We start from the raw sequence: 23,001 nt of genomic DNA, 5'->3' as shown, positions 1-23,001 counted from the left end.
GCTGTTTCTCCTTTTTTATTTATAGAATTTTGAATGTACACTTTTTTCGTGTACTTTGAAGATATTTGAGGGATTGTTGTGAGGTCAATATTTTAGGTGATTTCAAGGTAAACTAACAACAGTAATCTATAAAATTACTATTGTTTCTTGTAAATAAGTTATTTAAATTCTTGCTTATATAATTTAAACGAATAAATAGCTCTAACGAAGAATACAACGGCTCGAAATAATATAAATTTTTGACGGGGATTTTTAATATTTTTATTAACTGCAGAAATAAATATAGCATTCTTAATTAGGTGATATGACTTAAGTTCAACCTAAATGTATGATTATGCTAAATTTTATAAGGGATATTATAAAGGGCTGTGCTTAAATTAAAGCACAGGTTAGGTTAAAATCTATGCTGTTCAGATCGTAGTTAAAACCCACTTACTTATTTTTCTACCCGGAACCTGCTAATTTTAAAATTTTAATGAGAAAGCCAATTAAATATCTACAAAAAATAAAAAAATTTGAAAAACTATTATACAAGCTTATACATCGATAAAAAAAAACGAATATATTGCCATTGAACGGTTTAAAAATTTAAAGCGATTTAAAAAGGAGATTAGATAATATGAGCGAACAATGTCCAATCAATGTACCATGTCAAACAGCAGGACAAACTCAAACACCATTAAGTGATGAGACTGCAACACCAATTCTTACTCCAGGAGCACCCATTGTAAAAATACCAGTTGTATTAGCTGAAAGAACAATTCAAATTGTTGTAGAAACTGATATTACATTAGCACCTGTAGCAACTGAAATTAAACGTGTCCTAAAAAATGTATTTTTAACACAATGTAAGTTAGTTCCTGTAGCATTTACTCCAGTACCAGGTACAGCTTTCCGCCGAGTTACAAGAGCAAAATTATTTGTACAAGGGTATATTCGTAAAAACATTGAATATGCAGGTGATGGATGTAATTCAGTGCTATTTGATCGTATTGCAAATGTTCCGTTCTCTGGTTTTGCAGATTTAACAGAGGGGGATTTTCTAACACTACCTTTAATAGCAGCTTCCTCAGACACAACATCTCACTTTATTAATCCAAAAAACGGTGATTTACCACGTTTGGACAAATACTTCTTCGAAAATGCAGTTGTTTATAACGAACAACCATATTGCGAATTAGTCAGCGCTAATTTCTTTGAATTAGACTTTTCGCCTTGTCCAACAGAATTAAACGAAACATTTGATACACTTCGTGAAAAAATTGTACTAGATCTTACTTTAAAAGTTTTACAAGTACAACAAGTACAAATAACATTATAAAACAAAGAAGCACTCATTTTGAGTGCTTCTTTGTTTTATAAATTTGTAACTAAGAAAACTTCTTATTTTTCAAAATCTACCTACTTAAAAAGAACACCAATGTCCGTTGGTGTTCTTGAAAGGAAACTATAAAATTGAAATAAGTGAGTGAAACCAATTCCAATACTATAATATATGCTTGACTAACATTTATAGTGTTAAAAATTAAATATTATCATTAATAATAGACGGAAAACCCACTTCTTATCTTTTTTTAATAAAAAGCAAATTTTTCTTTACCATTTGATTTTAATTTATTTACCAAACAAGCGACTTCAAAACGATTTCTTCTGTTCTGAGTTTGCTATAAGGCGCATGCTATCTTGTATTTCTGTTAATATCTACATTAATTGAACATCTCTTTGTTCTTTACTATATTATTCTTTGAGCATCTGTTTCCTTTGATACTCCCACGATAGACCATTTAGATTTGTGGGCTACGGTACCGTTCCATACTTTACTGTACCGCCTCATATATGTCAATAACCGGAGCGTTAGTGAAAGGCTTTAGTTAGATACATAAATACAAAATTGCTGTTCATATTTAAGCGTTTTTGTATAAGCTTATATAATCGAAGCTGAAATATTTAAAAATAATCACTACAGTATTTTTAACGAGGACAGACGGAAGCAAAACATAAGTCATCTAAATCAACGTCTACAATCTTATTATCAACTTTTATTTTTATTTTAGCTGGAGGACTTAAAATGTCATCTGCATCTTCCTCTCCCTCCTGAACACTAATTAAAACTCCTTGTATAAGGTTTTCTTCATTTTGCAGTCGAATTGTAATTTTCTTTCCGATAAATCCTTGTAAGTAAAGTGCTAAAGAAATACCAAAGAAAGTATTAATTAAAAGGGGATTTGCTGCTACTGTTTTTCCAAAATGTAATATTAAATTTTGGCGAATAGGTGGAGTAAAGTTAAACGGTAAAGGTTGAGGTATAGGATTTTGATTACAATCCCGTTTCAATAAACAAAGTTGTAGATATGGGATCAGTATTTTTCCTTTTTTTTCGTTGGTTAACTCAATGAAATCCTTCCCTGCATTTGTTAAAGTGCCTATTTGCTTTTCCTGAGTATTGTCACATGCAATAATTGCTTGTACTTTTAAACCACGAAGTGTTAAAAGAAAAAGCTGTAAGGCTCTTGTGTTTTCTGGATTTCTTGGATTTGAAATAATATGGAGTAAGTTATTTGCTTCTTCAATGCACGCTTGTAATTGATCTAATTCTTCTTGTGGAAGTGAGCTGTTAGGAGAAGGGAAGACCGGTGGGGCATCAGGAAAGCAAGTAGATGATGGAGGACAGGGAGTGGTATTAAAATAAGTTGGAGTCCATATTGGGTTTGGGTTGTCCATTTTCATAATTTGAGGGCTCCTTTCGTTTCATAAAATATGATTAGTATAATAAATGCGTTTGTCATACTTTCTGTGTCATCATTCATCCCATTGTATACGAAAAAAAGGCTATCACCTGTCCTTTACAAGTGGAATAGCCTGTTAGCTTAAACTCCTGGGATTTGTTGAATGTTTGGAATCTTAAATTTCCCGTCTTCAATAAAGAATACTTCAATCTCGTCAATATGTACACGAGCCGTTATATTATCAAATTCATTAATATGAGTTGTTTCAATTTTAATAAAAGCGTAATCCCCCTGGACTTCAACAATGGTACCGATAATCATAAAAGGAAATTGTGCAATTAGAATGAAAACCCGAGAACCGATGTGGTTTGCAAATTCTTGTGCAACATTAGCACGGCGTAATTCATTAATTAAAGGATTGTTAACTGAGCTTTTACACACTGGAGGAAGCGGATTTTTTTCTTTGAGTTGATCTTGCTTTTCCATTTTTTACACCACCTTTATTATTATGGAATTGGAAACTTAGTATTAGGATCAAAGGGTAAGAAGAAGACGATCATTTCAATTGCAAAATCGAGAGGTGTAGGGAATTGAAAAAATGGTGCATTATTCATTTTAATGATGACAGGATAAAGTGTAATGAAGCCATCCGTTACCCTTACAAGTTTCCCAGTGAAAATAGGACGAAATGTTTGCCCTAAAATATTTAGTTGATCAGAACTTGTAGACAATAAAATATTTTTTCCTAATAAATCGACAAATACTTGATTTTCAGGTAGAGTTGCTGTATTTTCTAAAGGGATTTTTTTGGGTGGTGAACAATCTACTGTTTCAGGTGGTCGTTTTCCGTGTTGTTGTTTTGATTTATTTTTTGGCATACGTATAGCGTGAAATCTCATGGTATGTACCAAGAGAAAATACGCATATCCCCCTTTCATTATGAATTTTTACTATCAATTTATTATTATGCAGGGGTTTGTACCTTTATTTCCATAAAAAAGAAAAAAACACCTTTTGTTTTTGGTATGTCTCTTTTTGATTCTATTTTTCATAAGCTAAGAAGAGAATGAGTCAAAGGAGAGGTTGTCTTTTGCGGTCTGATAAACAAAATAGTGGGGGGTCACGCCCTTTATTAAATGTTCCTGGAGCAGTAAAAAAGAAAGAAGGTTTAGAAGGTAAAAATCGGAAAATGGAACAGAATACTTTAGAGAAAAAAATAGAAGTCCCCATTGTTAAAGAATCACAAGTGAACAAATCGATAGGTAATAGAAATCCTATATGTAAAGAGTTGGTCCCATTAAATTTTAATGGTTTAAAGGAAAGATTAAATTTCCAGCTTTTAAAAAATATAGGCAATAGAATAGAAGTAACAATACGTTGTGATGAGAATGATGAAAAGGTTATTGTTGGGAAGATTCAAGAAGTGGGAACAGATTTTATCGGCGTATTGCAGAAACGAAAAGTAATAGTGACAATATTATGGGTAAATATAAGAGAAATTCGTTTTAAAGATGGAGATGTAATTGTGATTGATCAACCTGATGCAGAAGAAGTGATTTAGAGTATATTTGATACAATGAATATGAAGGCTATCCCTACAAAGCGGGGATAGCCTATTTTTTAGGGATTTCGTAAAGGAGGGAGTTTGTCATTACTCTTTCCTAGTACCCGAAGTATCCCCCACATACCAAGTTCAATGTCCCAGCGAATATTACCCGAACGGTACATATAATCTCCAGGTCTGCCGTTTAGACCACCAGCTCCATGTGCAAGGACTATATTTGCTCTGGAACCAACGCTGTTTTCTCCTTGGAGATCGATATAGGTTGAGTTTAAATTATTCTCATTTCGAAGCCATGAATGTCCGTGTATTGTAAAAGCATGTGCTCGAGGTTTGTCAGCAGGGAAAGTATAACGAAAGATAATTGGATCATTTACATGTGCTAAAAATATCGGTGTAGCAGGATCTCCGTGAATTTTTGTACTAAATACTGCTGAAACATCTGGATTTTGCTTTAAGCGATGAATGATACGTTCTGAGCGGTAGTTAAAGCCGCGAGATCCTTGATCTTCTGGATCTTCTAGTCCTTCTTCCGGTGCTATAAAAATTGCTTCGGGATCAATAATAAGATTTCCATTTTTATCTACAAGGCGAACACCATCATGCATTAATAAAGCAAATTCGCGAAATTCTGGGAAAAGTGGATGTGAAATAATTGCTTGATTGCCCGTTCGGATTGGTGTGCGCTTTATAGGATCGAGATGAAGAGCGCCAGTTTGTTCTGTAATTAGCATACCAAAAGCTCCGTGGTGCCGGTGATTACGTAAATCAGCCATATCCCAGAGATTACAAGCGCCAAAATTACGATCAATAAACCAACGATACGTAATACTTTCCCCTGGTGCCACGGTTTGATCTGGGTTAAATCCAACTGTAGCACCATCTGAGCCAAGAACGTCATATGCAATCATTTGTGCATGAAGAGAAATTCGTCTGGATGGCGTGAAAACAATGTCTTCATCGGGCACTTCTGGATAACCATGAAGTTCTCCTTCGTTATGAAATGGCTCTGTTAATTGATTGTGGAGAGTAACTTCTACACATTCACCGGTATTCGCACGTAATATAAGTGGTTCGGGATTTATTTTCCCGTTCTTTATATTTTCAACATCTTCTTTTAAAGCGAAAATAATACCAACGGGATCATTATCACCAGCTTTGTTATATTTAATTTTAGTTTGAAATGCAACAACTTCAAATTTTCGAACTGGTGCATTTGGTGGACAAGGCTCACCAGGATCTGTTGCTGGTGGAGGTTGTTCCTCAGTAGGTTTTGGCAATGGTTTTGTTCTTTTTGGTGGTTGCGGTCGGTCTGGTAGAGGGAATAGCTTTGGAACCCGCTCTTTAAATGTCCGGAAAATTCCCCAAGCTCCGAGCCAAATATCATCAATTCCACCGTAATAGTACAGCATATCAAAATCGCCATCGCCTTCAACCGCAAATTCCGCTGTAAAAGCTTCTGATATTCCAATAGTTTGTTGTTGAGTAAATTCTGATTCTAAATCCGGACGATTTCTACGCCAACTTTGTCTGTGTAAGTTAAAGCTATGAGATTCCTCATGAGCGCCTTGAAATAATCGAATGCGTACTGGATCACCATTATAAGTTTGTAATAATGGTGTCACAGGATCGCCATGAAGGAAAGAGCTAAAAACAAAAGCTGGGTCAGTTTCAGGATTTGTTAATCGTGCTGATAGCGGTTCATTTCGGTAATTAATTGCCATAACGCCAGGGTCACCCTCAGAACCTGAAAATTCAGGTGCATTAAGTGGTTTACCCCTACGATCAAATAAAAGCGAAAAATCATGAACAAACAAGGCAAATTCACGAAAATCAGGTATGAGTGGATTTGTAATGATTGCTTGTGTACCAGACCGTAAAATTTTTCCTGTACGAGGATCGAGAAACTGGGATCCCTTTGGTTCAATACATATTCCTGCAAATAAACCATGCTGTTGGTGTGAATTCGCAAATAAATGATCATGAAAGAAAACAGCCTTCAATTCAACATCTGCAAACCACTGCATTCGAATTGTTTCACCTCGTAAAGCGCTACTATCATAATTCCAGCCAACATTAGCACCATCGGCAACGAGAGGATCGAATTTGACGAAGTGTACGTGAGTAGCTGCTTCATATGTTCGTTCTACAAGTTGAAATGCATTTCCGCCTAATGTTTCTGGAAACTTATTTGTAAAGTTAATACGAATACATTCACCGGCATTCGCACGTATGACAAAGGGTTCTGGTTTTTTACGACCAGATAACACATCTTCTTCATCTTCTTCTAATACATATATACGACCTTCTGGATCATTCCAGCCTTCTTCGTTATATATAATAGGTACTTGAATACCAACGACATTAAAAACCCGTTCTACTTTTGTGCCTTCGGGACAAGGGTTCACAAATACGGCACCCGGACGAGCATTCGGATCAAATTGATTGATTTCAAGCTCTGTTGATTTGCGGCCACCTACAATTCCAAGTGGTGGACGGGGAGCTTTACAACCAAAAACACCAGGAATAAAGTTTGGAAATCCGGGCTTTTCGCGTGTAGGCGCAGGTGGAATTGGTCGATCAGGAAGCGGCTGTAATGCTGCAATAGGTACACCATTTGGATAAAATTGGTTTCCGTCTTGTAATGTATTAAAAATACGATTCATTCCCCACATTCCCTCACCAAAATGAGGATAAAGATGACAATGAATAATAACATCGCCAAATGCACCTTGTGAGCTTCCAGCACCGTATAAAGGTGAAACGGTAATCGAATTTTGTGGACTTATAGATAATGAATCGACCTCTAACGAATCGACATTGTTACGTTCAAATAGCCACTGATGGACGTGATAATGAAAGACATGTGTTTCTTTTATCCCGCCATGAATAACACGAATTTTAAGAGGGTCTCCTACGTAAGCACGTAAAATAGGGCTGGATGGATCACCAAATACCCAGGAATCATGATGAACTTCTTCACCTTCACAATCAGGACAGACAATACCTTCTTGGATAAGGCGAGCACGATTTCGCATTGGTTCAGACCGGTAGTTAACGGAGTGTGTCGCACTGTTTTGTAATGTATGGGGATCAATTGGTTTTGCTCCTGTTAAATCTTTTACTTCCATCTCATCATGAAAAAACCATGCGAACTCCCGAAATGAAGGTAATAGTGGATTATGGATATCAGCGTAAACGCCGCTGTTAATAGGTAAGCCTGTTATAGGATCTGTCCATGTAGATCCTTTTGGTTGTGCGAGTAATGCCCCAAATAGGCCATGTACATTACTTCCTTCTTCGCTGGAAAGTGGATTACCTAAATCAGAGAAAAGGTGAATCTCTTCACGGATGATTTCCCAAGTGTAGATTCGTTTTTGACCAGGTGGAACAGTAGTGTTTTTGTTATTTCCAACAAATGCTCCATCTGAAGTCTGTACATCGTACTCTGCTAATTGAATGTGCATGGAAGTGCTAAAAGGTAATTGGTTTTCAAAGGTTACTTTTACGGTATCTCCTACATTGGCACGAATAACGAGTGGTTGCACGAGGTCTACTGTTGAAAAAGGATTTTCCTCTACGAGCTTTTTTATTTTACTGACATTTTCTTTTAAAACATATATTTTACCCTCAGGGTCGTGATCACCATAGTTGTTAATAACAATGCGAATTGGAATGGCAACCACATGATATTCCCTCAGCATTATATCAAGCCTCCTTCCAGTTAAAAAGAATTGCATTCTATCTCAAATATAAAAAATGATGTGAAAAAATATTCGTAATTTATTGGTGTTTTTTTACATAAATAGATGATTATATACTCCTATCCAGTCGTGGATTATTATATTACATAATAATAGAATTGCCTGAAAACAAAGCGAAAGAAAGGTGTTTTTTTTCTGTTTGATAAACATGTATAGGTGTATCGAACAAAGGAGAATGGTTAGTAATTGAATTGTGAAGAAAGTTGCTCCAGATGTATTTAAATTTATATAAGTAAGATAAATAAACAGATTATAGGTGAATAAAATGGCTGCCAAAATACAAGCATATAGATGGAATTTAGGGAGAAGTGATCGAGCAGAGAGTTGCTTTTGAAAAGCAGCCATAAATAAATAACCTCCTCCTAAAACAGTAACAATATATAAATAGATATTTTCAAAAAATATTGTAAAAGGAGATGGGAATATAGTTAAAGTATAGACTGTCATACTTTTAACAAACAGTATAAGGATTACCCATAAAATACGGACTACATTTGAGCGAGTAAGAAAGAAAAAGCCCAGGAAAGCAAGTGAAAGTAAGGAAATCCAGGAAATTCCATATAATGTATCTATAGGTATTGCTAATATTTTTTGATTCATGTTGAAATCAATGGTACTAATAGATTGGATTATAAGTAAAAGCAATGTCGTGAGTAAAAAAAATAAGTGGAAAATAAACAGATTAGTTTGATAGACTTTGTGGTTTGTAGAATCATTAGATTTAAGAAAACTTCCCCAAATAATCCATCCAATTAACATAACGATACTAACGTAATGAAATATGTTCATCAAATAAAGAAGTGTAATCCAGGTGTTGTTTGAAACGGTTGCGAAAATATTTCCACAAAATTGAGAATCATACTTGAGTTGAAAGAGTGAAAGATATGAAAAGATGGACTGTTTTTTTTTGTCTTTTGACAGTGTATCAATTGTAAATATGTAAGAATCACGAATTATTTCCCCATTTTGCAAAGGTATATAGTAAATAACTGTATAAACGCCGCTTGTTAACGGAGGCAAATGTATAGATAAAGTTTCTTTGTTATTCGAAAATTCAATCGAGTCTTTAACCTTATTCGTTCCTTTTTCATCAAAAATTTGAACAGTAGCTTTTTCTGTATTGATTTGAGCTGAAAAAGTCATTGAAAGATTCGATGGAGAATTTGTTAATTTCTGATTTGGCTTAGGAGTTGTTTGTATGGTGTTTGTTTCTGCAAAAACATGTTTTGTTTGCAAAAAAAGACAGATAAAACTAAATAAAATGATTATATGTTTCCATCTAAAAAGTTTGCACATAACTAAATCGCTCCTCCACTAAAAACTCGTTAATTTCGGACGGAAAAGCGTAGCAAAATGAAAGATAAAAATACGATTATAGTTGTGCAAATAATTAAGAAAGCGGGCTGTGTTGAATGTAAACCGAGCATAGGTCCCATGAGTCCAGACATAATACCGCTTGCTACACCTGTTAGCAGTGTTTGATAATCAACTAATGCTCCAAATATAATGCCAACAGTAACAGCAATTATCGTTGTGCCAATTGTAATGACGCCTTCATCTAATGGGAATTGTGATCCGAGAACGGCACCGACAGCTAAACCAATAGCTGTACTAGATAACATTGCAATATTCATACCTAAGTGATAACCAATGAGATGCCGAGATTTGTATAAGTAGAAGTATGAAATAGCTGCTATAAAAAAATAGCTAAATAAAAGAATTGTATTTAAAAAATTCATTCGTGTTTTCACCTCCATACTAAACTATGAGTTACCATCATAAAATATCTATGATGAATGAAAAAATAGGAGGTTTTTATGCAGAAGGACATAATAAAAGTTCGTGATAATGATCGTCTTGTTTTCGATTATAGGGAAAAAAGAGAGGAAGGATATACATCTCCAGCTAGTGCTTTACCGACTCATGAATTAAAGATGCTCCAAGAATACATGCATGGTACTAATTTAAAAGTACTTGGTGAATGCTTACCAGAGCGAAAACAAGTCATGATGCTAATGAAGTTTTTTAAGCATAAACGTTATCAGCGCGTGGAAGTTTTTTCGGATAGGGGTGGGAGTAGCTTACATACAGTAGCTAAAGTAAATGAAATTGGCCGAGACTTTGTTGTGCTTACAACATTAATGGAGCGTATTTTTATCCCATATACAGCGATTCAAAACGCGAATATCCCATATGCAATACCTAATATTTCTACATCTCATCAGCACTTAATATATGATGAAAATCTCCGAAAAAAATTGATGCTGCAGTTTGGAAAAACCGTAGCAGAACAAGTGAATTTAAAACAACAATTTTTTGAAGAAGCATTTATAAATCATTTGCAATTATGGGAAGGGACATATATAAAACTATACGATCAAAAAGAAGTTTATACAGGACGGATTACAAAAGTTACGAATGAACATGTTTATCTAAGAAAGCGTAGTAATACACAAGAAATAGCAATAAGGGATATTACCTATATTAATATCATGCGTGTTTCCACCCTTTTTTCAAGTTTTGTAAAAGGGGTGAAGAAAAGGCTTCATCAATTACGAAAAAATAAAGTGAAACTTTAATCAATGAGGGTTTTCTCCATCACACACTAATTATTAGCTATTGCCAATCGGGCTTTTACGGGCATTTTATCTCCAAATCGGGACCTTTGTCTCTTCAAAAATTTTTTGGGATTGAAGAGAAATGTAAATTATGTGGAGCCTCTAATAGACGCTTTGCTGATAGCAAGTCATATTAAATCGTGGAGTCGATCTAATCATAAAAAAGGTTAGAAAGAACAGTAATTGCAAAGTTAGTCCCTGGCATGAGCTTAATTAATATTTAAAATAAGAAAAAATTAATTTACTAATTACTCATTTTTATGGAAACTTTTACAAAATCGGTCTCTATAAAATTGAAAGCAAGGGGAGATTTGTATATTTGGCATTCTTTTGGGTTTTCAAAGTTGGCTCCACATACAAAAGTATCAGAGAGGATGCTAAATTGATGCTCCTTTTTAATGTCTTTTGATTCTATAAGACCTTGAAAGGGAATGTCACCTTGTATCCTATAGTTTGGTATTACCTTGTTATAAGCTAATGCCGTATAAGTAACAGTCTTGCGGATAAACCCCGAAATAGTGACTACTTCTGAACACACCTTTTCAATCATAGTAAATATCTGTCTATCAACTTTGATGGTTCCTTTTTTTGCAGGAGGAACTAACTGGATTTTATGCTCTATAAATTGCCTAAAGCACAATGTTTTTGATTTGGGGGATTTTGATGTTTTTTTCGTTTTTGGAGTTTTAGGAAAGCATAAAGATATTCTTGTTACTTCAGGAAGGCCTGATAAATTAATATGTGGAAAATAAGGCGTGCTTGTTATAATGGAATTTTTTTTGTAGTGTAAATTCATATACGTTTCCCCACCTTTCCATTGGAATATAGTTTAAAATATGTCCTCCTCATCATTTATGCTTCTTTTTAAAAAGGAATTTTCCAAAATGAGCTCATGTCATATATCGATGCTATGTATTGGACGCCGAGTAAATATCATTGTATTACGCAATAATACTACTTTTTACTTCGCTACTTTATCTATAATTTCTTTATATTTATTAATCTCTTTATTGTTCATATCGCCATTCATCTGTAAAAGGAAATTCCCCTTAGCATAGGTATGTGAGAAAAGCATTGGAGCTGAGTTTCCTAGCTCATCATAGTATTTCTTAACCTTCTCTAAATCTTCTTTTTTACTAAATTCAAACACAAGGTCACCTTTATCCCAAATTAATTTCGGAGTAAGAATACGTTTCCTATCTTTACGCATGTTTCCAAATTATTTTTGTTCTAAATCCGTAGCGTTCTCAGCTTCTAATCCAGCTTTCATGAATTAGCTAATTAATGATGTTGTAGTAACCGGTTCGGGATTCTTAGCCTCTTGTTTTGGTTTTGATTCACTTGCAGTGTTCTCATTTGAACTACAAGCTAATGCTATAAGTAATTTAAGTTTCATTTGAAAGAGGTATACAGGGTTTTAATAAAACCTGTTCTTATGAGAATCTCACAAAATGCCTATCAATTTAACGAATTTCCCGAAAGAATTCTCCTTCCTCAAGCGTGTGAAGGGCATAGTCCAACGATAGGTGGGAGATGAATTTCGGTTTGGCGCAGCCAAAAGGCTTTACCTTTTGTTTTCACCTCCGATATAATCAGTCTTATAAAGGGTAAAGGTTGGTATATCAATGAATTTAGACAGCAATAATCATTCAGTGTTCTTGTTGTATTATCACCTTGTATTGGTCGTGAAATACAGAAGAAATGTATTTGATGATGATATGTCGGACTATGCAAAAGACATGTTTGTCCGACTATCTGAAAAATATAACATCACATTAGTTGAATGGAATCATGATGTAGACCATGTGCATATCTTATTCAAGGCACATCCGAATACAGAAATGACAAAGTTCATTAATGCTTATAAAAGTGCAAGTTCTCGACTCATCAAGAGAGAGTTTCCCCATGTGAGAAAGAAACTTTGGAAAGAAATGTTTTGGTCAAGAAGCTTTTGCTTGATTACTACGGGTGGTTCACCGATAGATATAGTAAAGAAATATATTGAAAATCAAGGGAAAAGTGAGGTGTAGGAAATGTTAAAAACATACAAATATCGTATCTATCCAAATAAAGAACAACAAATGTTTTTCTCAAAAACATTTGGATGTGTTCGATTTGTATACAACAAGATGCTTGCAGATAGAATCAAATTTTATCAAGAATTACAGGATAAACTTGATAAATCTGTTAAATATCCTACGCCTGCACAATATAAGGCTGAATTTCCATTCCTAAAGGAAGTGGATAGCCTTGCGTTGGCGAATGCTCAAATGAATTTGAATAAAGCATACGCTAACTTTTTCCGGGATAAATCTGTTGGATTCCCGAAATTCAAAAGTAAGAAAGATAACCATCGTAGTTATACAACAAATAACCAAAAAGGCACGGTTTACATTGAGAGTGGTTATATCAAGCTGCCCAAACTAAAGACCTTGGTAAGGATTAAACAGCACAGACAATTCTTTGGATTAATTAAGTCTACTACAGTGTCTCAAACACCTACTGGTAAATACTTTGTATCGATTTTAGTAGAAGAAAATGTGCAATTGTTTCCTAAAGTTGATGCAAAAGTTGGTATTGATGTTGGGCTAAAAGACTTTGCAATATTGTCTAATGGCAAGAAATATGAGAACCCTAAATGGTTGAGAAAAGCCGAAAGAAGATTAGCCCTTCTGCAGCGCTCTTTGTCGCGCAAAAAGAAAGGTTCAAACAATAGAAATAAGGCCAGGTTACAAGTTGCAAGACTTCATGAGAAGATTGCGAATCAACGCAATGATTTTCTTCACAAGATAAGCAATGAAATCACAAACGAAAACCAAGTAATTGTGATTGAGGACTTGAAAGTGAAGAACATGCAAAAGAATCACAAATTAGCAAAAGCAATCAGTGAAGTATCTTGGGCTAAATTCAGAGAGCACCTTGACTATAAAGCAATATGGAAAGGTCGCGATTTGATAATCGCACCTAAGAATTATGAGAGTAGCCAATTGTGTTCTTGCTGTGGTTATAAAAATAAGGAAGTCAAGAATCTAAGCCTTAGAGAGTGGACCTGCCCTGAATGCAATAGCCATCATGATAGAGATGTAAACGCAAGTATAAACTTACTAAAATTAGCCATGTAATTGGTATTTTCTTTAGGGGTAGGTACTACCCTTATAGCTTGGTAAATATAGATAGCTAATAAAAGTATCTACTTCCCAAGAAGCTCCCACTTCAAACAGTCCGTAAGGACGTTAAGTGGTGAGTAGTTCACGCAATTTTAATATCCCTAAGTAGCAAAAAATACGTTGTTCTTTCTGTAGAATCATAGGAAAGGATGGCGTTTTAGTATGTCTATTTCTGTATCTAATGAATTATAACTATTCGTTCAAAAAGCTCAAAGTTTCTTCTCGCCAAATATCTTACGAGATTCTGCTAGAGATGTTGTTTTTGTGCAACGAACCAGTAAATAATTAAAAAGAATTATGGTGATACCACAGGTGAAGTTGCTGAATCCTAGCTTTCATACTGCAAAAGTTATTTGAGGGTGAGCGGAACTCTCATGGTAAAGGAAATGCTGAATAAAGAGTATAGAATCGATTATATGGAAGGGAATTAAAATCCTATTATCAATATAAATTGATTTAAAATATTAAAAAAGAACCTAAATTCTTGACAGATAGAAAATAAGTTCTTTTTTGTTAGTGGAGTTTTATTTAGCAGTGTGTTGGAGCACTATATAATATATGTATTTATTAGTAAGGGGTGTTTAATTTCCAAAATATATATCTTTGTAAATAAGAAAAAAGGCCAGTTGAAAACTGGCCTTTTTTCTTATTTTTTAAAGATAGTTAACGAACAGGTAATTTGGGATTTGGAGTATAGTAAGATGTTGATCATCTCACTGTTAATGTATGTAAGTAATACAAAATGGCTTGTACAATTATTAAAATTAGTGATTTTTTTTTGATAAATTAGTTAATTGGATGTTTGATAGAGGAAGTAAGTCTAATCAATTAATCTATTTCTTTCATAATATATAATGCAAATAAATTTTTTAGGGCGAAGGGGGTATGTTAAATGTCTTTTGAACGTAGATGTGAATGTGATGTATGTAATAGAAACCGAAGAAGAGAACGCGAGCAAGTAAGAGAACTGAGAAATCTTGAAGGACGAAGAAGATTAAATGGTTTACGAGAAGGCGACAGAATTGAAGTTTTTTCAGGCGGAGGTCAGATCAATGGAACAGGCGTCTTTATTCGTATAGAGGATGGATTTCTTATTTGGGTGGATGATGCTGCGAACATTAATGTGACAAGCTTAGACGTGATTAGTGTTCGACGCATAGCTTAATAGTATTTAAAATAATGTGAATGTGTTAAACGTAATAGAAGCCGATGAAGAAAGAACTGTAAGGAGGTGAGAGAATTGTCGAATTCAAGATTAAATGGTTTACGAGAAGGCGACAGAATTGAAGTTTTTTCAGGCGGAGATCAGATCAATGGAACAGGCGTCTTTATTCGTATAGAGGATGGATTTCTTATTTGGGTGGATGATGCTGCGAACATTAATGTGACAAGCCTAGATGTTATTAGTGTTCGACGCATAGCTTAATAGTATTTAAAATAATGTGAATGTATTAAACGTAATAGAAGCTGATGAAGAAAGGACTGTGAGGAGGTGAGAGAATTGTCGAATTCAAGATTAAACGGTTTACGAGAGGGCGACAGAATTGAAGTTTTTTCAAGCGGACTTCAGATCAATGGAACAGGCGTCTTTATTCGTATAGAGGATGGATTTCTTATTTGGGTGGATGATGCTGCGAACATTAATGTGACAAGCTTAGACGTGATTAGTGTTCGACGCGTAGTTTAATAACACTTTAAATAAATATAAGTAAAAGATAAGAGGGGAGGGCTCTTATCTTATTTTTTTTTTAGGAATTATTATTTTATGTAGATTATATTAGGTATTTAAATACTAAAAAGGGATTTATATAAAATAAATCCCTTTTTAAGATGATAAGAGAGGTAGGATACATTATATGTGTGAATTTTTAATTAGGGTTGTACATTTTTAATAATTTTTTTATTTTATGTAAAAGGTGCCAAGAAATACTTTGTAGTTTTATTTCTTGGCGTGGGTATTTATTTGGGTCATTTGGATGCCGACCTTACATATAGTATATGTCTGATATATGGAATGGCTTGTTATTTATGTTCAGTTCAGTAAATTTTGGAAAGAAAAAAAACCTATTTTTTAATAGGTGTTTTTTCTGCAAAGTGGCTTATAAAATTAAAAGAAAGGTATTTCTATTCATTTTTAATAATCATCGTTATGATCATGTTTATGCTTATCTTCTCTACAATGCTTACGCTTGCAACAGAAACGATCACAATCAGGTGAATTTATAGAGATTACGTTAATTTTGTTAATTGCAATACGTGCTAATCCTGGGAAACAATCAAAGTCAGATAAAATAATTACGTTGTTTCCTTGAAAACCTTGGAATGTTGCACTTGTAGGTGGTTGACAATCATATTGAATAACAATACAAGTACCAGGAGTTAATGTTCTTAAGAATTGTAATAACTCTGGATTGTTATGCTTTTCTCTTCGATCGTCTTCTCTTTCTTCTTTTCTGTGATGATCTCGTCTATGATGATCACATCTGTTAAAATCACAACCTCCACCAAAACCAAAACCCATAAAATTACCCCCTTTCGTTCGTCAGTACATCTTATGCTCGTCTAGAAAGGATGGTGTGAGTATATGAGTCTAGTTAAGTGTGGATTTTTTATGTAAACATGAAATTTGTTTAATAAGAATTTTTTTATGGATTGTTTCTTAAATACCATACCCTAATAATGTATGACTAGAAAAAATATTTGCCAACTTGTCTATTTCATTTATTAGTCTTGAACATATTCTATTGTGATAAGTAATGATGAACTAATTTAATAGAATTTCATAGTTATTTATTAATATTTAGTAGGGAAGGAGTGTATTAAAATATGGCTGCAGAAGAACTAGACACTGAAATTCTTACTTTGTTAGAAGCATTTCAATTGGTAGGAGCAAGAGTTGGATTGTTTTTACCGTCGTTTCATGTAAAGGGCCTTATTACACGAATTGGAGAAACTTTAGTTACTCTTGAAGGCGTTGAAGTGATTAGCAACGATAGTGGTGAAGCTATTGAAAGTCCAAATCAAATGAGTGTTAAAATTAACGATATTTTATCGGTTAGTGATGCTCAAGAAGCAGAAGAACCAGAATAATAAATTTAAAAATGTACTAGGTAGTATAAATACCTGGTACATTTTTTTATAACTTGTTTATTATATAGTACATATCTTTATAGGGGGGATACAGTTGTGTGAGTTTTGTTCTAATTTTAAAAATAAAGAACGTAAATTTAGATTATTTGAGGTAAATCCTATTCCTTTTTTTACTCCGTATAGATCAAGAAGAATGGTTTATTCTTCAGCTGAATCAGATAAATCTTCTAACGTTTTATTAAAATCAAAAATGTCCCCTAACACTTCTTCAGAATTAAAGGGATCTTCTTCTTATCATTCAGTAGTGAATAGTTCTATCAATAATTTTACAGGGGTAACAAAAGAGATTAGAGAACTTTTATATGCCTATCAGTTACTTCATTTACGTACTGGATTGTTTTTAGAAGGAATTCATATTAAGGGCATTATAATGAATGTGAGTCAAAATTTAGTTACTGTTAGTGGACCAAATGTTGAAGTAACAAGTAATTCAACTGGTAATATTATAGGTTATCCGAACAGAATTAATGTTAAACTAGAGTCTATTCAAGCGATTGGTGATGTAGAATAGTTTTCTAGTTAAAATGTAAAAAACAATAGGATAACGATTGAATTTTAATGTTGATTTATATTATATGAAAATATTAAATCAAAAATGTATCAAGAATATTATCTTTTTTCTTTGTTACTTCCAATATATTTTAGATTAACACTCCTTACTCCTTTAGGACTGGATGCATATTAGATAATTCTAAGCATAGAATAGCAGTAACATCGAGAAATATTCATCTACACGTAAGAGTTATCAACTATTTTGAGAAGGCGCTTAAATAAAGCGTCTTTTTGCTTACACCTTTTGAGAAGGACAAGCATACAATGGAGTGTGGGGAAACCACTTTATATATGAGAGCATCTAACAATAGTTGATGCTCTTTTTATTTGCACGCAAAAAATTACTATATTGAGGGGGCTATTCTACAAACTCTTTTTAGGGGGGCATGCATTAAATAAAGTCAGCTTGTACATATTTTGTTTGGAAGTGTATTATAATTTTGAATTGAACAGTCTGTGTAAGTTCTATGCCTCTATTAAATGCTTCTCGTTACAGAACCTTGCTGAAACAATCTTCACTTAACCCCCTAATGGATCTAATCAATTAAGCTATCCCTGTAGTTAAGAGAGGGATAGCTTCGTTTTTAAGATTTAGTCCTGCGTTAACATATCTATCGTTATGTGTACTACAAGAAGGGCAATCACACTCACGAAGATTAAGATTTTTAACGTCTTTATTTTGGTAAATGTAATTTGAACATAGCTGACTAACAATAAACGTTTTTGATATAACTACATCTTGCTTCCCGTACCATTTTCTTTTTTGATTGAGTAAGCTCGTCAGTGAAAAAATGATACGTTAACCTTTTCCCCGCTTTCTTATAAGTATGATTCCATATAGCAAGAAAACGATTAAATACAAAACAACTTCAAACAATGATTCGCACAATTAAGGCTTCTTATTCTTGCTTCTAGTAAAAACGAAAAAACGTAGACTTCTGCCTACCAACATTTAACCTCCACCTAAAATTGATGTTTCATGCCTTCACATTTTTGAGGAAGCGTCATTCTGTCGGAAAAAGATAACAGTAACCTTTGCATCAAAACGGTTTGTATTGCGTATTAAAATTCCTCTATTAACATATTTAAAGCTTTTGACTTTATTCTTTCATATTCCATAGCTCCAGCAAGTTCTTCAGCAAGTAATGGTGATTTTCTGACGTATTTTTCACGAATCACATCATACAATTCGTAAGGAAATAACATATCAATAAACATAATTTTCTTCTGCTCAGCTGTTAAAGGAGAAACTGACTCATATGCGTTAATCATAATTTGAAATTGATCTGCATTCCAAACACCAGTTGTATCTAGGAGAGGAATAATCATTTTACGCAAGTCTCGAATAGGAAGATCGTAAGAAACTGTATCTAAATCAATTACCCAAATTTGATTACTTGGATCTAATAAGGAATTTCCTGTTCCATAATCTTGATGACATAAATTAGGGAATTCTTGTAATTCATCAGTCCATTTTGTATATTCAGATTCCAATAGTCTTTGGTGTGTGTGTTTTGCTTCTGAAATGAAAGCATCGATTTCAGTCAAGTACAATTGTGAAAATGGGTCATCCGGCATAGTTGCGGATAAAGTTTTCCAAATCTCCATCTGTTGAAATCTTTTAATGTAATGATTGGGCCAACGTCCCAGTTTTGTAAAGATAGGTATGCCTGGTGGCGGTTTGTAGCCAATAGAAGCTACATGAAAATCCGCTAACCCTTTCATAATCATTTCAAGGTCTTCTTGCATTGTAAGCTCAAATGGTCTTCCCTCAATCCATTCATAAGCAACAAATAAAAATGGACCGTGTTTTGTATATAACTGATTCACTTTGCTTGGAATTATGCTCGGTACACGCATGCCTTTTTTTGCAAGATAATCTTGAGCGTGAATAGAAAATAAAGCCTTTTTTTCAGGGCGATGAATTCTCTTTAAGCAAAATGGTCCATCTGCAGTATGAATTTTCCATACTAAGGCTAGTTGTCCACCTTGTATTAATTCAATTGTAGTCGCTTGAATGTCCCAATGTTGAATCATTGTCTCTGCCAATGCTACTAATTTTTGTTCCTCTTCGGGCGATAATGTATACACCGCTTCTTCATTATGATTCTCCACATATACCACCATCCTTTTATACTCTCTTATTACTGTATGGTACATGACCATTTTTGCTCTAGCCATTTGCCTTTAAGAAGAAAAAGTACTATTTACCAAATTCAATTATAAAAGATGAAATAATGCTTGATAACTCACAAATATAAGGGTTCCTTCGTAACATATGAAGAAAGTTGTATTTTATGAAACAGGGAGGCGATTTAATGAAAATTGCGATAATATCCACAGAAAAGCTACCTGTACCAGCTGTACGGGGTGGAGCTATTCAAATTTATATAGATTCTGTTGCTTCCATTATTGCTTCAAATGGAAAAAATGTGACAGTTATTTCTATAACAGATCCTAATTTAAAATCAGAAGAAAAAAACAAAGGTGTAAGGTATATACGTTTTCCAGAAGAGGAGTATCTGCCTTATGTTATTAAACATTTGAAACAGGAAAAATATGATGTGGTTCATTTATGTAATCGTCCCAATTGGATTACAATTTTACGTGAGGCGGTACCACAGACCAAATTCGTGTTAAGTGTGCATAATGAAATGTTTGCATACGAAAAGATAAGTGATAAAGAGGGCGAAGCATGTATTGCTGCTGTTTCCAAAATTGTAACAGTTAGTGATTATATAGGAAAAACAATTACCTCGCGCTTTCAAACTGCAAAAGCAAAGACAAGAACAGTATATTCTGGTGTAGATGTAAATGAATATTATCCTTCGTGGACCGCGAATGGTACAAAAGTTAAAAGTCATGTGCAAAAACAGTTGAATTTACAAAATAAAAAAATAGTTTTGTTTGTTGGACGCTTGAGCAAAGTAAAAGGTCCTCATATTTTGCTACAAGCTCTTCCTAAAATAATTGAGAAGAATCCAGACATTGTAATGGTTTTTATTGGTTCAAAATGGTTTGGAGATAACAATGTAAATAATTATGTAAAACATTTATATACTTTAGGTGCAATGTTTCCAGAACATGTAGTCTTTATTAAATTTGTTAAGCCAAAGGATATTTCAACACTTTATGCTATGTCAGATATTTTTGTTTGCTCTTCACAGTGGCAAGAGCCTCTTGCTAGGGTACATTACGAAGCAATGGCAGCGGGTTTACCAATTATCACAAGTAATCGAGGCGGTAACCCTGAGGTTATTGAAGAAGGAAAAAATGGATATATTGTCAATGACTTTGAGAATCCTGATGCATATGCAGAAAAGATAATTAATCTATTAAATAACGAAAATAAAAGAAAACAGATAGGGAAGTATGGACGTGCGAAGGTTGAAAAAGAATTTAATTGGAACCGAGTCGCTATGGATTTAATGAAAGTGTATGGGGAAGTTTTATAAAATTTAAGAGGAGGGTGATGAAAGTTGGAAGAAACAACTGGATTAGAGAGTGAACATTTAAAAAAGGTCCTTAGCTTTTATCCATTTGAAGTAAGTAATATCATTTTACAATCAAGCAGAAGTGGGAGAACAATGTGGGAAGTTGAAACAGAAGAAGGATTAAAAATATTAAAACAAGCACATATGCACCCTAAAAGGATGCTATTTATTGCTGGAGCACATTTACATCTTCTTCAAAATGGATTACCAATTACAAACATTCATAAAACAAAAAGAGGGGGCTTTTGTATCGGATCTGATGGGTATGCGTATGTACTATATGATAAGCATCAAGGGAAAGAAGTCATCTATTATAATAAAGAACAATTAGAAAAGGTACTCATATATGCAGGTAAATTTCAGCAAGCATCAGAAGGATATGTTCCAATGCAAGAAAGTAAAATTCGGAGTCGATTAGGAAAATGGCATAAATTATACAGATGGAAATTACAAGAATTAGAAGGAAACAAAAGAATTGCACTCTCCTTTCCAGATGATGTATTTTCAACGATGTTTTTAGAGTACGTCGATAAGATGTTAGCACGTGGTAAGAGAGCATTACAAGAAATAGATGATCCATATTATGACCAATGGACAAAAGAAGTTATTGCATCTAATAGTTTTTGTCAGCAAGATTTTACTTTAGCAAGGTTTGCAGAAATAGATGATGCTGTGTTTATGAAAGAGCTACATTCTATTACAAGTGATTTACCCGTGAGGGATCTACGTATCATTTTAAATAAAGTGATGAAAAAAATGTCAGTTTGGGATACTAATTTAGCAATTCATATGTTGAGTGCATATGATTCGGAAAATTCCTTATCAGAAAAACAATTTCGTATTCTTTGGACTGATTTATCGTTCCCTCACTTATTCTGTGCAATTGCACATAAATACTATCTAGGACAAAAGCGTTCGTGGTCTGATGAAAAGTATATTTGGGCATTGCAAAATATCATAGCACTTGAAGACTCTAAGGAAGAATTTTTACAAAGTTTTTCTGATATTTACCACGAAATCAAGAGCAATAGCGGAGGGAAATAAAATGAGTTCAGAACAAGAAGAAATAATAATACCTATTTTAGATTTAGAGAAATTTGTGTTTTCTCCACCCGGTCCAATGGGATGGGAATTGTCAGAGTATGAGCAGCAAAAAAATATTGTACTAAATGAATCCTCGGTGCTAGAGAATTTAGCGATTATTAAGGAAATAGAATTGGAAGAGTTACCCAAAATCGGATTGCTAGATTTAGAAGAGCAATCCTCACAAAAACCTACAATAATTGATGAAGTAAAAGATGAAGTAAAAGATGAAGTAAAAGATGAAGAAAAAGGTGAAGTAAAAGATGAAGTAAAAGATGAAAAGATTCAGAAGACGAGAAAGAAGAAGAAAAAGAAAAAGAAGAAGAAGACAATAGAACTAGAAGAGCAATCTCCACAAAAACCTACAATAATTGATGAAGTAAAAGATGAAGAAACTCAAAATGCAATAGAACTAGAAGAACAAAACCCGGAACAAGATGAGGTCGTTCCAACTCCAATAGAAAAGCCGAAAGTAAAAGTCAAAATTATCACTCCCGATCAGCCATTAAAAATCCCATGGATAGCAAACTTAGTACAGAGTGCTAAGGAAAATGGATAATGAAATTTCCGCAAATAGATTAATCTTTTCATATTCTTTCAACATAGTATATATAAAAATATATTGAAGGAGTTAGGTAAATGGCTGATGTGAAAAGAGCAAAAATAAAATTAGATGTTGAGAATGGATTTAGTGTTAATTCAGATGGTGATTTACAGGAAGTTCTAAAAGCTCTAGCTGAAATAATTCAATCTGGTACACATAATGGTGTAGAGGTTGAAATTCAATATGTTGATGAAACAGAAGTTATCTTTACAGACGAGGAAGAAGACGATGATGAGAACGAAGAAGAGGACGAAGACGAAGTAGAAGAAGAGGACGAAGACG

At 33.8% G+C, this 23,001-nt stretch carries 21 protein-coding genes and 5 pseudogenes; 14 read left to right on the top strand and 12 right to left on the bottom strand.

Translation table 11 applies throughout. From position 1 onward, the window contains the following. Positions 1-158: 158 nt before the first annotated feature. Positions 159-299: pseudogene (locus tag DN390_RS31410) on the bottom strand (6-aminohexanoate hydrolase); the annotation flags it as partial. A gap of 320 nt (positions 300-619) precedes the next feature. Here DN390_RS31410 and DN390_RS27970 point away from each other — a divergent pair. Continuing rightward, on the top strand, positions 620-1,321 hold the full coding sequence (locus DN390_RS27970; protein ID WP_061401395.1) for a CsxC family protein: 702 nt from the start codon (positions 620-622) through the stop codon (positions 1,319-1,321). A 650-nt stretch (positions 1,322-1,971) separates the two neighbouring features. Here the strand turns inward: DN390_RS27970 and DN390_RS27960 are convergent. The 3 genes from DN390_RS27960 to DN390_RS27950 form a co-directional block, all read right to left on the bottom strand. Beyond that, positions 1,972-2,727, bottom strand: a complete 756-nt coding sequence (locus DN390_RS27960) for a hypothetical protein (protein WP_147809056.1) — start codon at positions 2,725-2,727, stop codon at positions 1,972-1,974. A gap of 140 nt (positions 2,728-2,867) precedes the next feature. Continuing rightward, positions 2,868-3,212: a hypothetical protein gene (locus tag DN390_RS27955; protein ID WP_147809055.1), complete on the bottom strand. Its 345-nt coding sequence runs from the start codon at positions 3,210-3,212 to the stop codon at positions 2,868-2,870. 20 nt (positions 3,213-3,232) lie between these two features. Then, positions 3,233-3,625 (bottom strand): hypothetical protein, encoded by a 393-nt coding sequence (locus tag DN390_RS27950; protein WP_147809054.1) that lies wholly within the window; start codon positions 3,623-3,625, stop codon positions 3,233-3,235. Between the two features lie 191 nt (positions 3,626-3,816). Here DN390_RS27950 and DN390_RS27945 point away from each other — a divergent pair, with 191 nt between their 5' ends. Next, entirely contained in the window at positions 3,817-4,287 is a 471-nt protein-coding gene (locus tag DN390_RS27945) for a hypothetical protein (RefSeq protein ID WP_147809053.1), read from the top strand. Between the two features lie 59 nt (positions 4,288-4,346). Here the strand turns inward: DN390_RS27945 and DN390_RS27940 are convergent, their stop codons facing one another. The 3 genes from DN390_RS27940 to DN390_RS27930 all read right to left on the bottom strand — a co-directional run bounded on the left by DN390_RS27940 (position 4,347) and on the right by DN390_RS27930 (position 9,790). Further along, positions 4,347-7,991: a multicopper oxidase domain-containing protein gene (locus DN390_RS27940; RefSeq protein WP_147809052.1), complete on the bottom strand. Its 3,645-nt coding sequence runs from the start codon at positions 7,989-7,991 to the stop codon at positions 4,347-4,349. A 93-nt stretch (positions 7,992-8,084) separates the two neighbouring features. After that, positions 8,085-9,347: a copper resistance CopC family protein gene (locus DN390_RS27935; protein WP_147809051.1), complete on the bottom strand. Its 1,263-nt coding sequence runs from the start codon at positions 9,345-9,347 to the stop codon at positions 8,085-8,087. A 29-nt stretch (positions 9,348-9,376) separates the two neighbouring features. Further along, entirely contained in the window at positions 9,377-9,790 is a 414-nt protein-coding gene (locus tag DN390_RS27930) for a hypothetical protein (protein WP_147809050.1), read from the bottom strand. Between the two features lie 78 nt (positions 9,791-9,868). On the opposite strand from DN390_RS27930, the gene DN390_RS27925 reads away from it, so the two are divergent. After that, on the top strand, positions 9,869-10,630 hold the full coding sequence (locus DN390_RS27925; protein ID WP_147809049.1) for a hypothetical protein: 762 nt from the start codon (positions 9,869-9,871) through the stop codon (positions 10,628-10,630). A gap of 283 nt (positions 10,631-10,913) precedes the next feature. On the opposite strand, the gene DN390_RS27920 is transcribed toward DN390_RS27925, so the two are convergent. Both DN390_RS27920 and DN390_RS27915 read right to left on the bottom strand, forming a co-directional pair. After that, positions 10,914-11,465 (bottom strand): hypothetical protein, encoded by a 552-nt coding sequence (locus tag DN390_RS27920; RefSeq protein ID WP_147809048.1) that lies wholly within the window; start codon positions 11,463-11,465, stop codon positions 10,914-10,916. Between the two features lie 165 nt (positions 11,466-11,630). After that, positions 11,631-12,065, bottom strand: a pseudogene (locus tag DN390_RS27915) (stress protein). Between the two features lie 229 nt (positions 12,066-12,294). Between DN390_RS27915 and tnpA the strand changes: the two are divergent. From tnpA to DN390_RS27890, 5 genes and pseudogenes are all read left to right on the top strand, one after another. Continuing rightward, positions 12,295-12,699, top strand: a complete 405-nt coding sequence (gene tnpA, locus DN390_RS27910; protein ID WP_147809047.1) for an IS200/IS605 family transposase — start codon at positions 12,295-12,297, stop codon at positions 12,697-12,699. A 3-nt stretch (positions 12,700-12,702) separates the two neighbouring features. Next, a complete protein-coding gene (gene tnpB, locus DN390_RS27905; RefSeq protein ID WP_147809046.1) occupies positions 12,703-13,791 on the top strand; it encodes an IS200/IS605 family element RNA-guided endonuclease TnpB in 1,089 nt (362 codons plus the stop codon). 937 nt (positions 13,792-14,728) lie between these two features. After that, a complete protein-coding gene (locus DN390_RS27900; RefSeq protein WP_147809045.1) occupies positions 14,729-15,001 on the top strand; it encodes a hypothetical protein in 273 nt (90 codons plus the stop codon). A gap of 66 nt (positions 15,002-15,067) precedes the next feature. Next, a complete protein-coding gene (locus tag DN390_RS27895) occupies positions 15,068-15,262 on the top strand; it encodes a hypothetical protein (RefSeq protein ID WP_147809044.1) in 195 nt (64 codons plus the stop codon). Between the two features lie 48 nt (positions 15,263-15,310). After that, a pseudogene (locus DN390_RS27890) lies at positions 15,311-15,523 on the top strand (hypothetical protein); the annotation flags it as partial. Between the two features lie 447 nt (positions 15,524-15,970). On the opposite strand, the gene DN390_RS27885 reads toward DN390_RS27890, so the two are convergent. Further along, a complete protein-coding gene (locus DN390_RS27885; RefSeq protein WP_147809042.1) occupies positions 15,971-16,357 on the bottom strand; it encodes a hypothetical protein in 387 nt (128 codons plus the stop codon). 305 nt (positions 16,358-16,662) lie between these two features. On the opposite strand from DN390_RS27885, the gene DN390_RS27880 reads away from it, so the two are divergent. Then, positions 16,663-16,926, top strand: coding sequence for a hypothetical protein (locus DN390_RS27880; protein ID WP_061401380.1), 264 nt, complete (start codon positions 16,663-16,665; stop codon positions 16,924-16,926). A gap of 94 nt (positions 16,927-17,020) precedes the next feature. Beyond that, the gene (locus tag DN390_RS27875) at positions 17,021-17,497 is read left to right on the top strand and encodes a hypothetical protein (protein ID WP_147809041.1); all 477 of its coding nucleotides are present in this window, start codon (positions 17,021-17,023) and stop codon (positions 17,495-17,497) included. A gap of 585 nt (positions 17,498-18,082) precedes the next feature. Here the strand turns inward: DN390_RS27875 and DN390_RS27870 are convergent. Together DN390_RS27870 and DN390_RS27860 are read right to left on the bottom strand one after the other, a co-directional pair. Continuing rightward, a pseudogene (locus tag DN390_RS27870) lies at positions 18,083-18,316 on the bottom strand (zinc ribbon domain-containing protein); the annotation flags it as partial. 284 nt (positions 18,317-18,600) lie between these two features. Then, complete coding sequence (locus DN390_RS27860; RefSeq protein WP_147809079.1) at positions 18,601-19,704, bottom strand: CotS family spore coat protein; 1,104 nt, start codon at positions 19,702-19,704, stop codon at positions 18,601-18,603. 152 nt (positions 19,705-19,856) lie between these two features. Here DN390_RS27860 and DN390_RS27855 point away from each other — a divergent pair, with 152 nt between their 5' ends. From DN390_RS27855 to DN390_RS30905, 4 genes and pseudogenes are all read left to right on the top strand, one after another. Next, entirely contained in the window at positions 19,857-20,993 is a 1,137-nt protein-coding gene (locus DN390_RS27855; RefSeq protein ID WP_147809040.1) for a glycosyltransferase family 4 protein, read from the top strand. 24 nt (positions 20,994-21,017) lie between these two features. Further along, positions 21,018-22,076 carry a spore coat putative kinase CotS gene (cotS, locus tag DN390_RS27850; protein ID WP_147809039.1) on the top strand — a complete coding sequence of 353 codons (1,059 nt, stop codon included), beginning with the start codon at positions 21,018-21,020 and terminating at the stop codon, positions 22,074-22,076. A 1-nt stretch (position 22,077) separates the two neighbouring features. Then, positions 22,078-22,674: a hypothetical protein gene (locus tag DN390_RS27845; protein ID WP_147809038.1), complete on the top strand. Its 597-nt coding sequence runs from the start codon at positions 22,078-22,080 to the stop codon at positions 22,672-22,674. An 80-nt stretch (positions 22,675-22,754) separates the two neighbouring features. After that, positions 22,755-23,001: pseudogene (locus DN390_RS30905) on the top strand (ATPase); the annotation flags it as partial.

This window comes from Bacillus sp. SH7-1 (genome assembly GCF_008042405.1).
Taxonomy (GTDB): domain Bacteria; phylum Bacillota; class Bacilli; order Bacillales; family Bacillaceae_G; genus Bacillus_A; species Bacillus_A thuringiensis_N.
This window is presented reverse-complemented; position numbering and strand designations above follow the sequence as displayed.

What these genes read in the sequence shown, in the direction of transcription:
- tnpA (WP_147809047.1), top strand. Translation starts at nt 12,295, where the DNA reads ATGAATTTAGACAGCAATAATCATTCAGTGTTCTTGTTGTATTATCAC.
- DN390_RS27950 (WP_147809054.1), bottom strand. Translation starts at nt 3,625, where the DNA reads ATGAGATTTCACGCTATACGTATGCCAAAAAATAAATCAAAACAACAA.
- tnpB (WP_147809046.1), top strand. Translation starts at nt 12,703, where the DNA reads ATGTTAAAAACATACAAATATCGTATCTATCCAAATAAAGAACAACAA.
- DN390_RS27880 (WP_061401380.1), top strand. Translation starts at nt 16,663, where the DNA reads ATGGCTGCAGAAGAACTAGACACTGAAATTCTTACTTTGTTAGAAGCA.
- DN390_RS27955 (WP_147809055.1), bottom strand. Translation starts at nt 3,212, where the DNA reads ATGGAAAAGCAAGATCAACTCAAAGAAAAAAATCCGCTTCCTCCAGTG.
- DN390_RS27935 (WP_147809051.1), bottom strand. Translation starts at nt 9,347, where the DNA reads ATGTGCAAACTTTTTAGATGGAAACATATAATCATTTTATTTAGTTTT.
- DN390_RS27845 (WP_147809038.1), top strand. Translation starts at nt 22,078, where the DNA reads ATGAGTTCAGAACAAGAAGAAATAATAATACCTATTTTAGATTTAGAG.
- DN390_RS27920 (WP_147809048.1), bottom strand. Translation starts at nt 11,465, where the DNA reads ATGAATTTACACTACAAAAAAAATTCCATTATAACAAGCACGCCTTAT.
- DN390_RS27930 (WP_147809050.1), bottom strand. Translation starts at nt 9,790, where the DNA reads ATGAATTTTTTAAATACAATTCTTTTATTTAGCTATTTTTTTATAGCA.
- DN390_RS27940 (WP_147809052.1), bottom strand. Translation starts at nt 7,991, where the DNA reads ATGCTGAGGGAATATCATGTGGTTGCCATTCCAATTCGCATTGTTATT.
- DN390_RS27970 (WP_061401395.1), top strand. Translation starts at nt 620, where the DNA reads ATGAGCGAACAATGTCCAATCAATGTACCATGTCAAACAGCAGGACAA.
- DN390_RS27925 (WP_147809049.1), top strand. Translation starts at nt 9,869, where the DNA reads ATGCAGAAGGACATAATAAAAGTTCGTGATAATGATCGTCTTGTTTTC.
- DN390_RS27900 (WP_147809045.1), top strand. Translation starts at nt 14,729, where the DNA reads ATGTCTTTTGAACGTAGATGTGAATGTGATGTATGTAATAGAAACCGA.
- DN390_RS27855 (WP_147809040.1), top strand. Translation starts at nt 19,857, where the DNA reads ATGAAAATTGCGATAATATCCACAGAAAAGCTACCTGTACCAGCTGTA.
- DN390_RS27960 (WP_147809056.1), bottom strand. Translation starts at nt 2,727, where the DNA reads ATGAAAATGGACAACCCAAACCCAATATGGACTCCAACTTATTTTAAT.
- DN390_RS27885 (WP_147809042.1), bottom strand. Translation starts at nt 16,357, where the DNA reads ATGGGTTTTGGTTTTGGTGGAGGTTGTGATTTTAACAGATGTGATCAT.
- DN390_RS27860 (WP_147809079.1), bottom strand. Translation starts at nt 19,704, where the DNA reads ATGGTCATGTACCATACAGTAATAAGAGAGTATAAAAGGATGGTGGTA.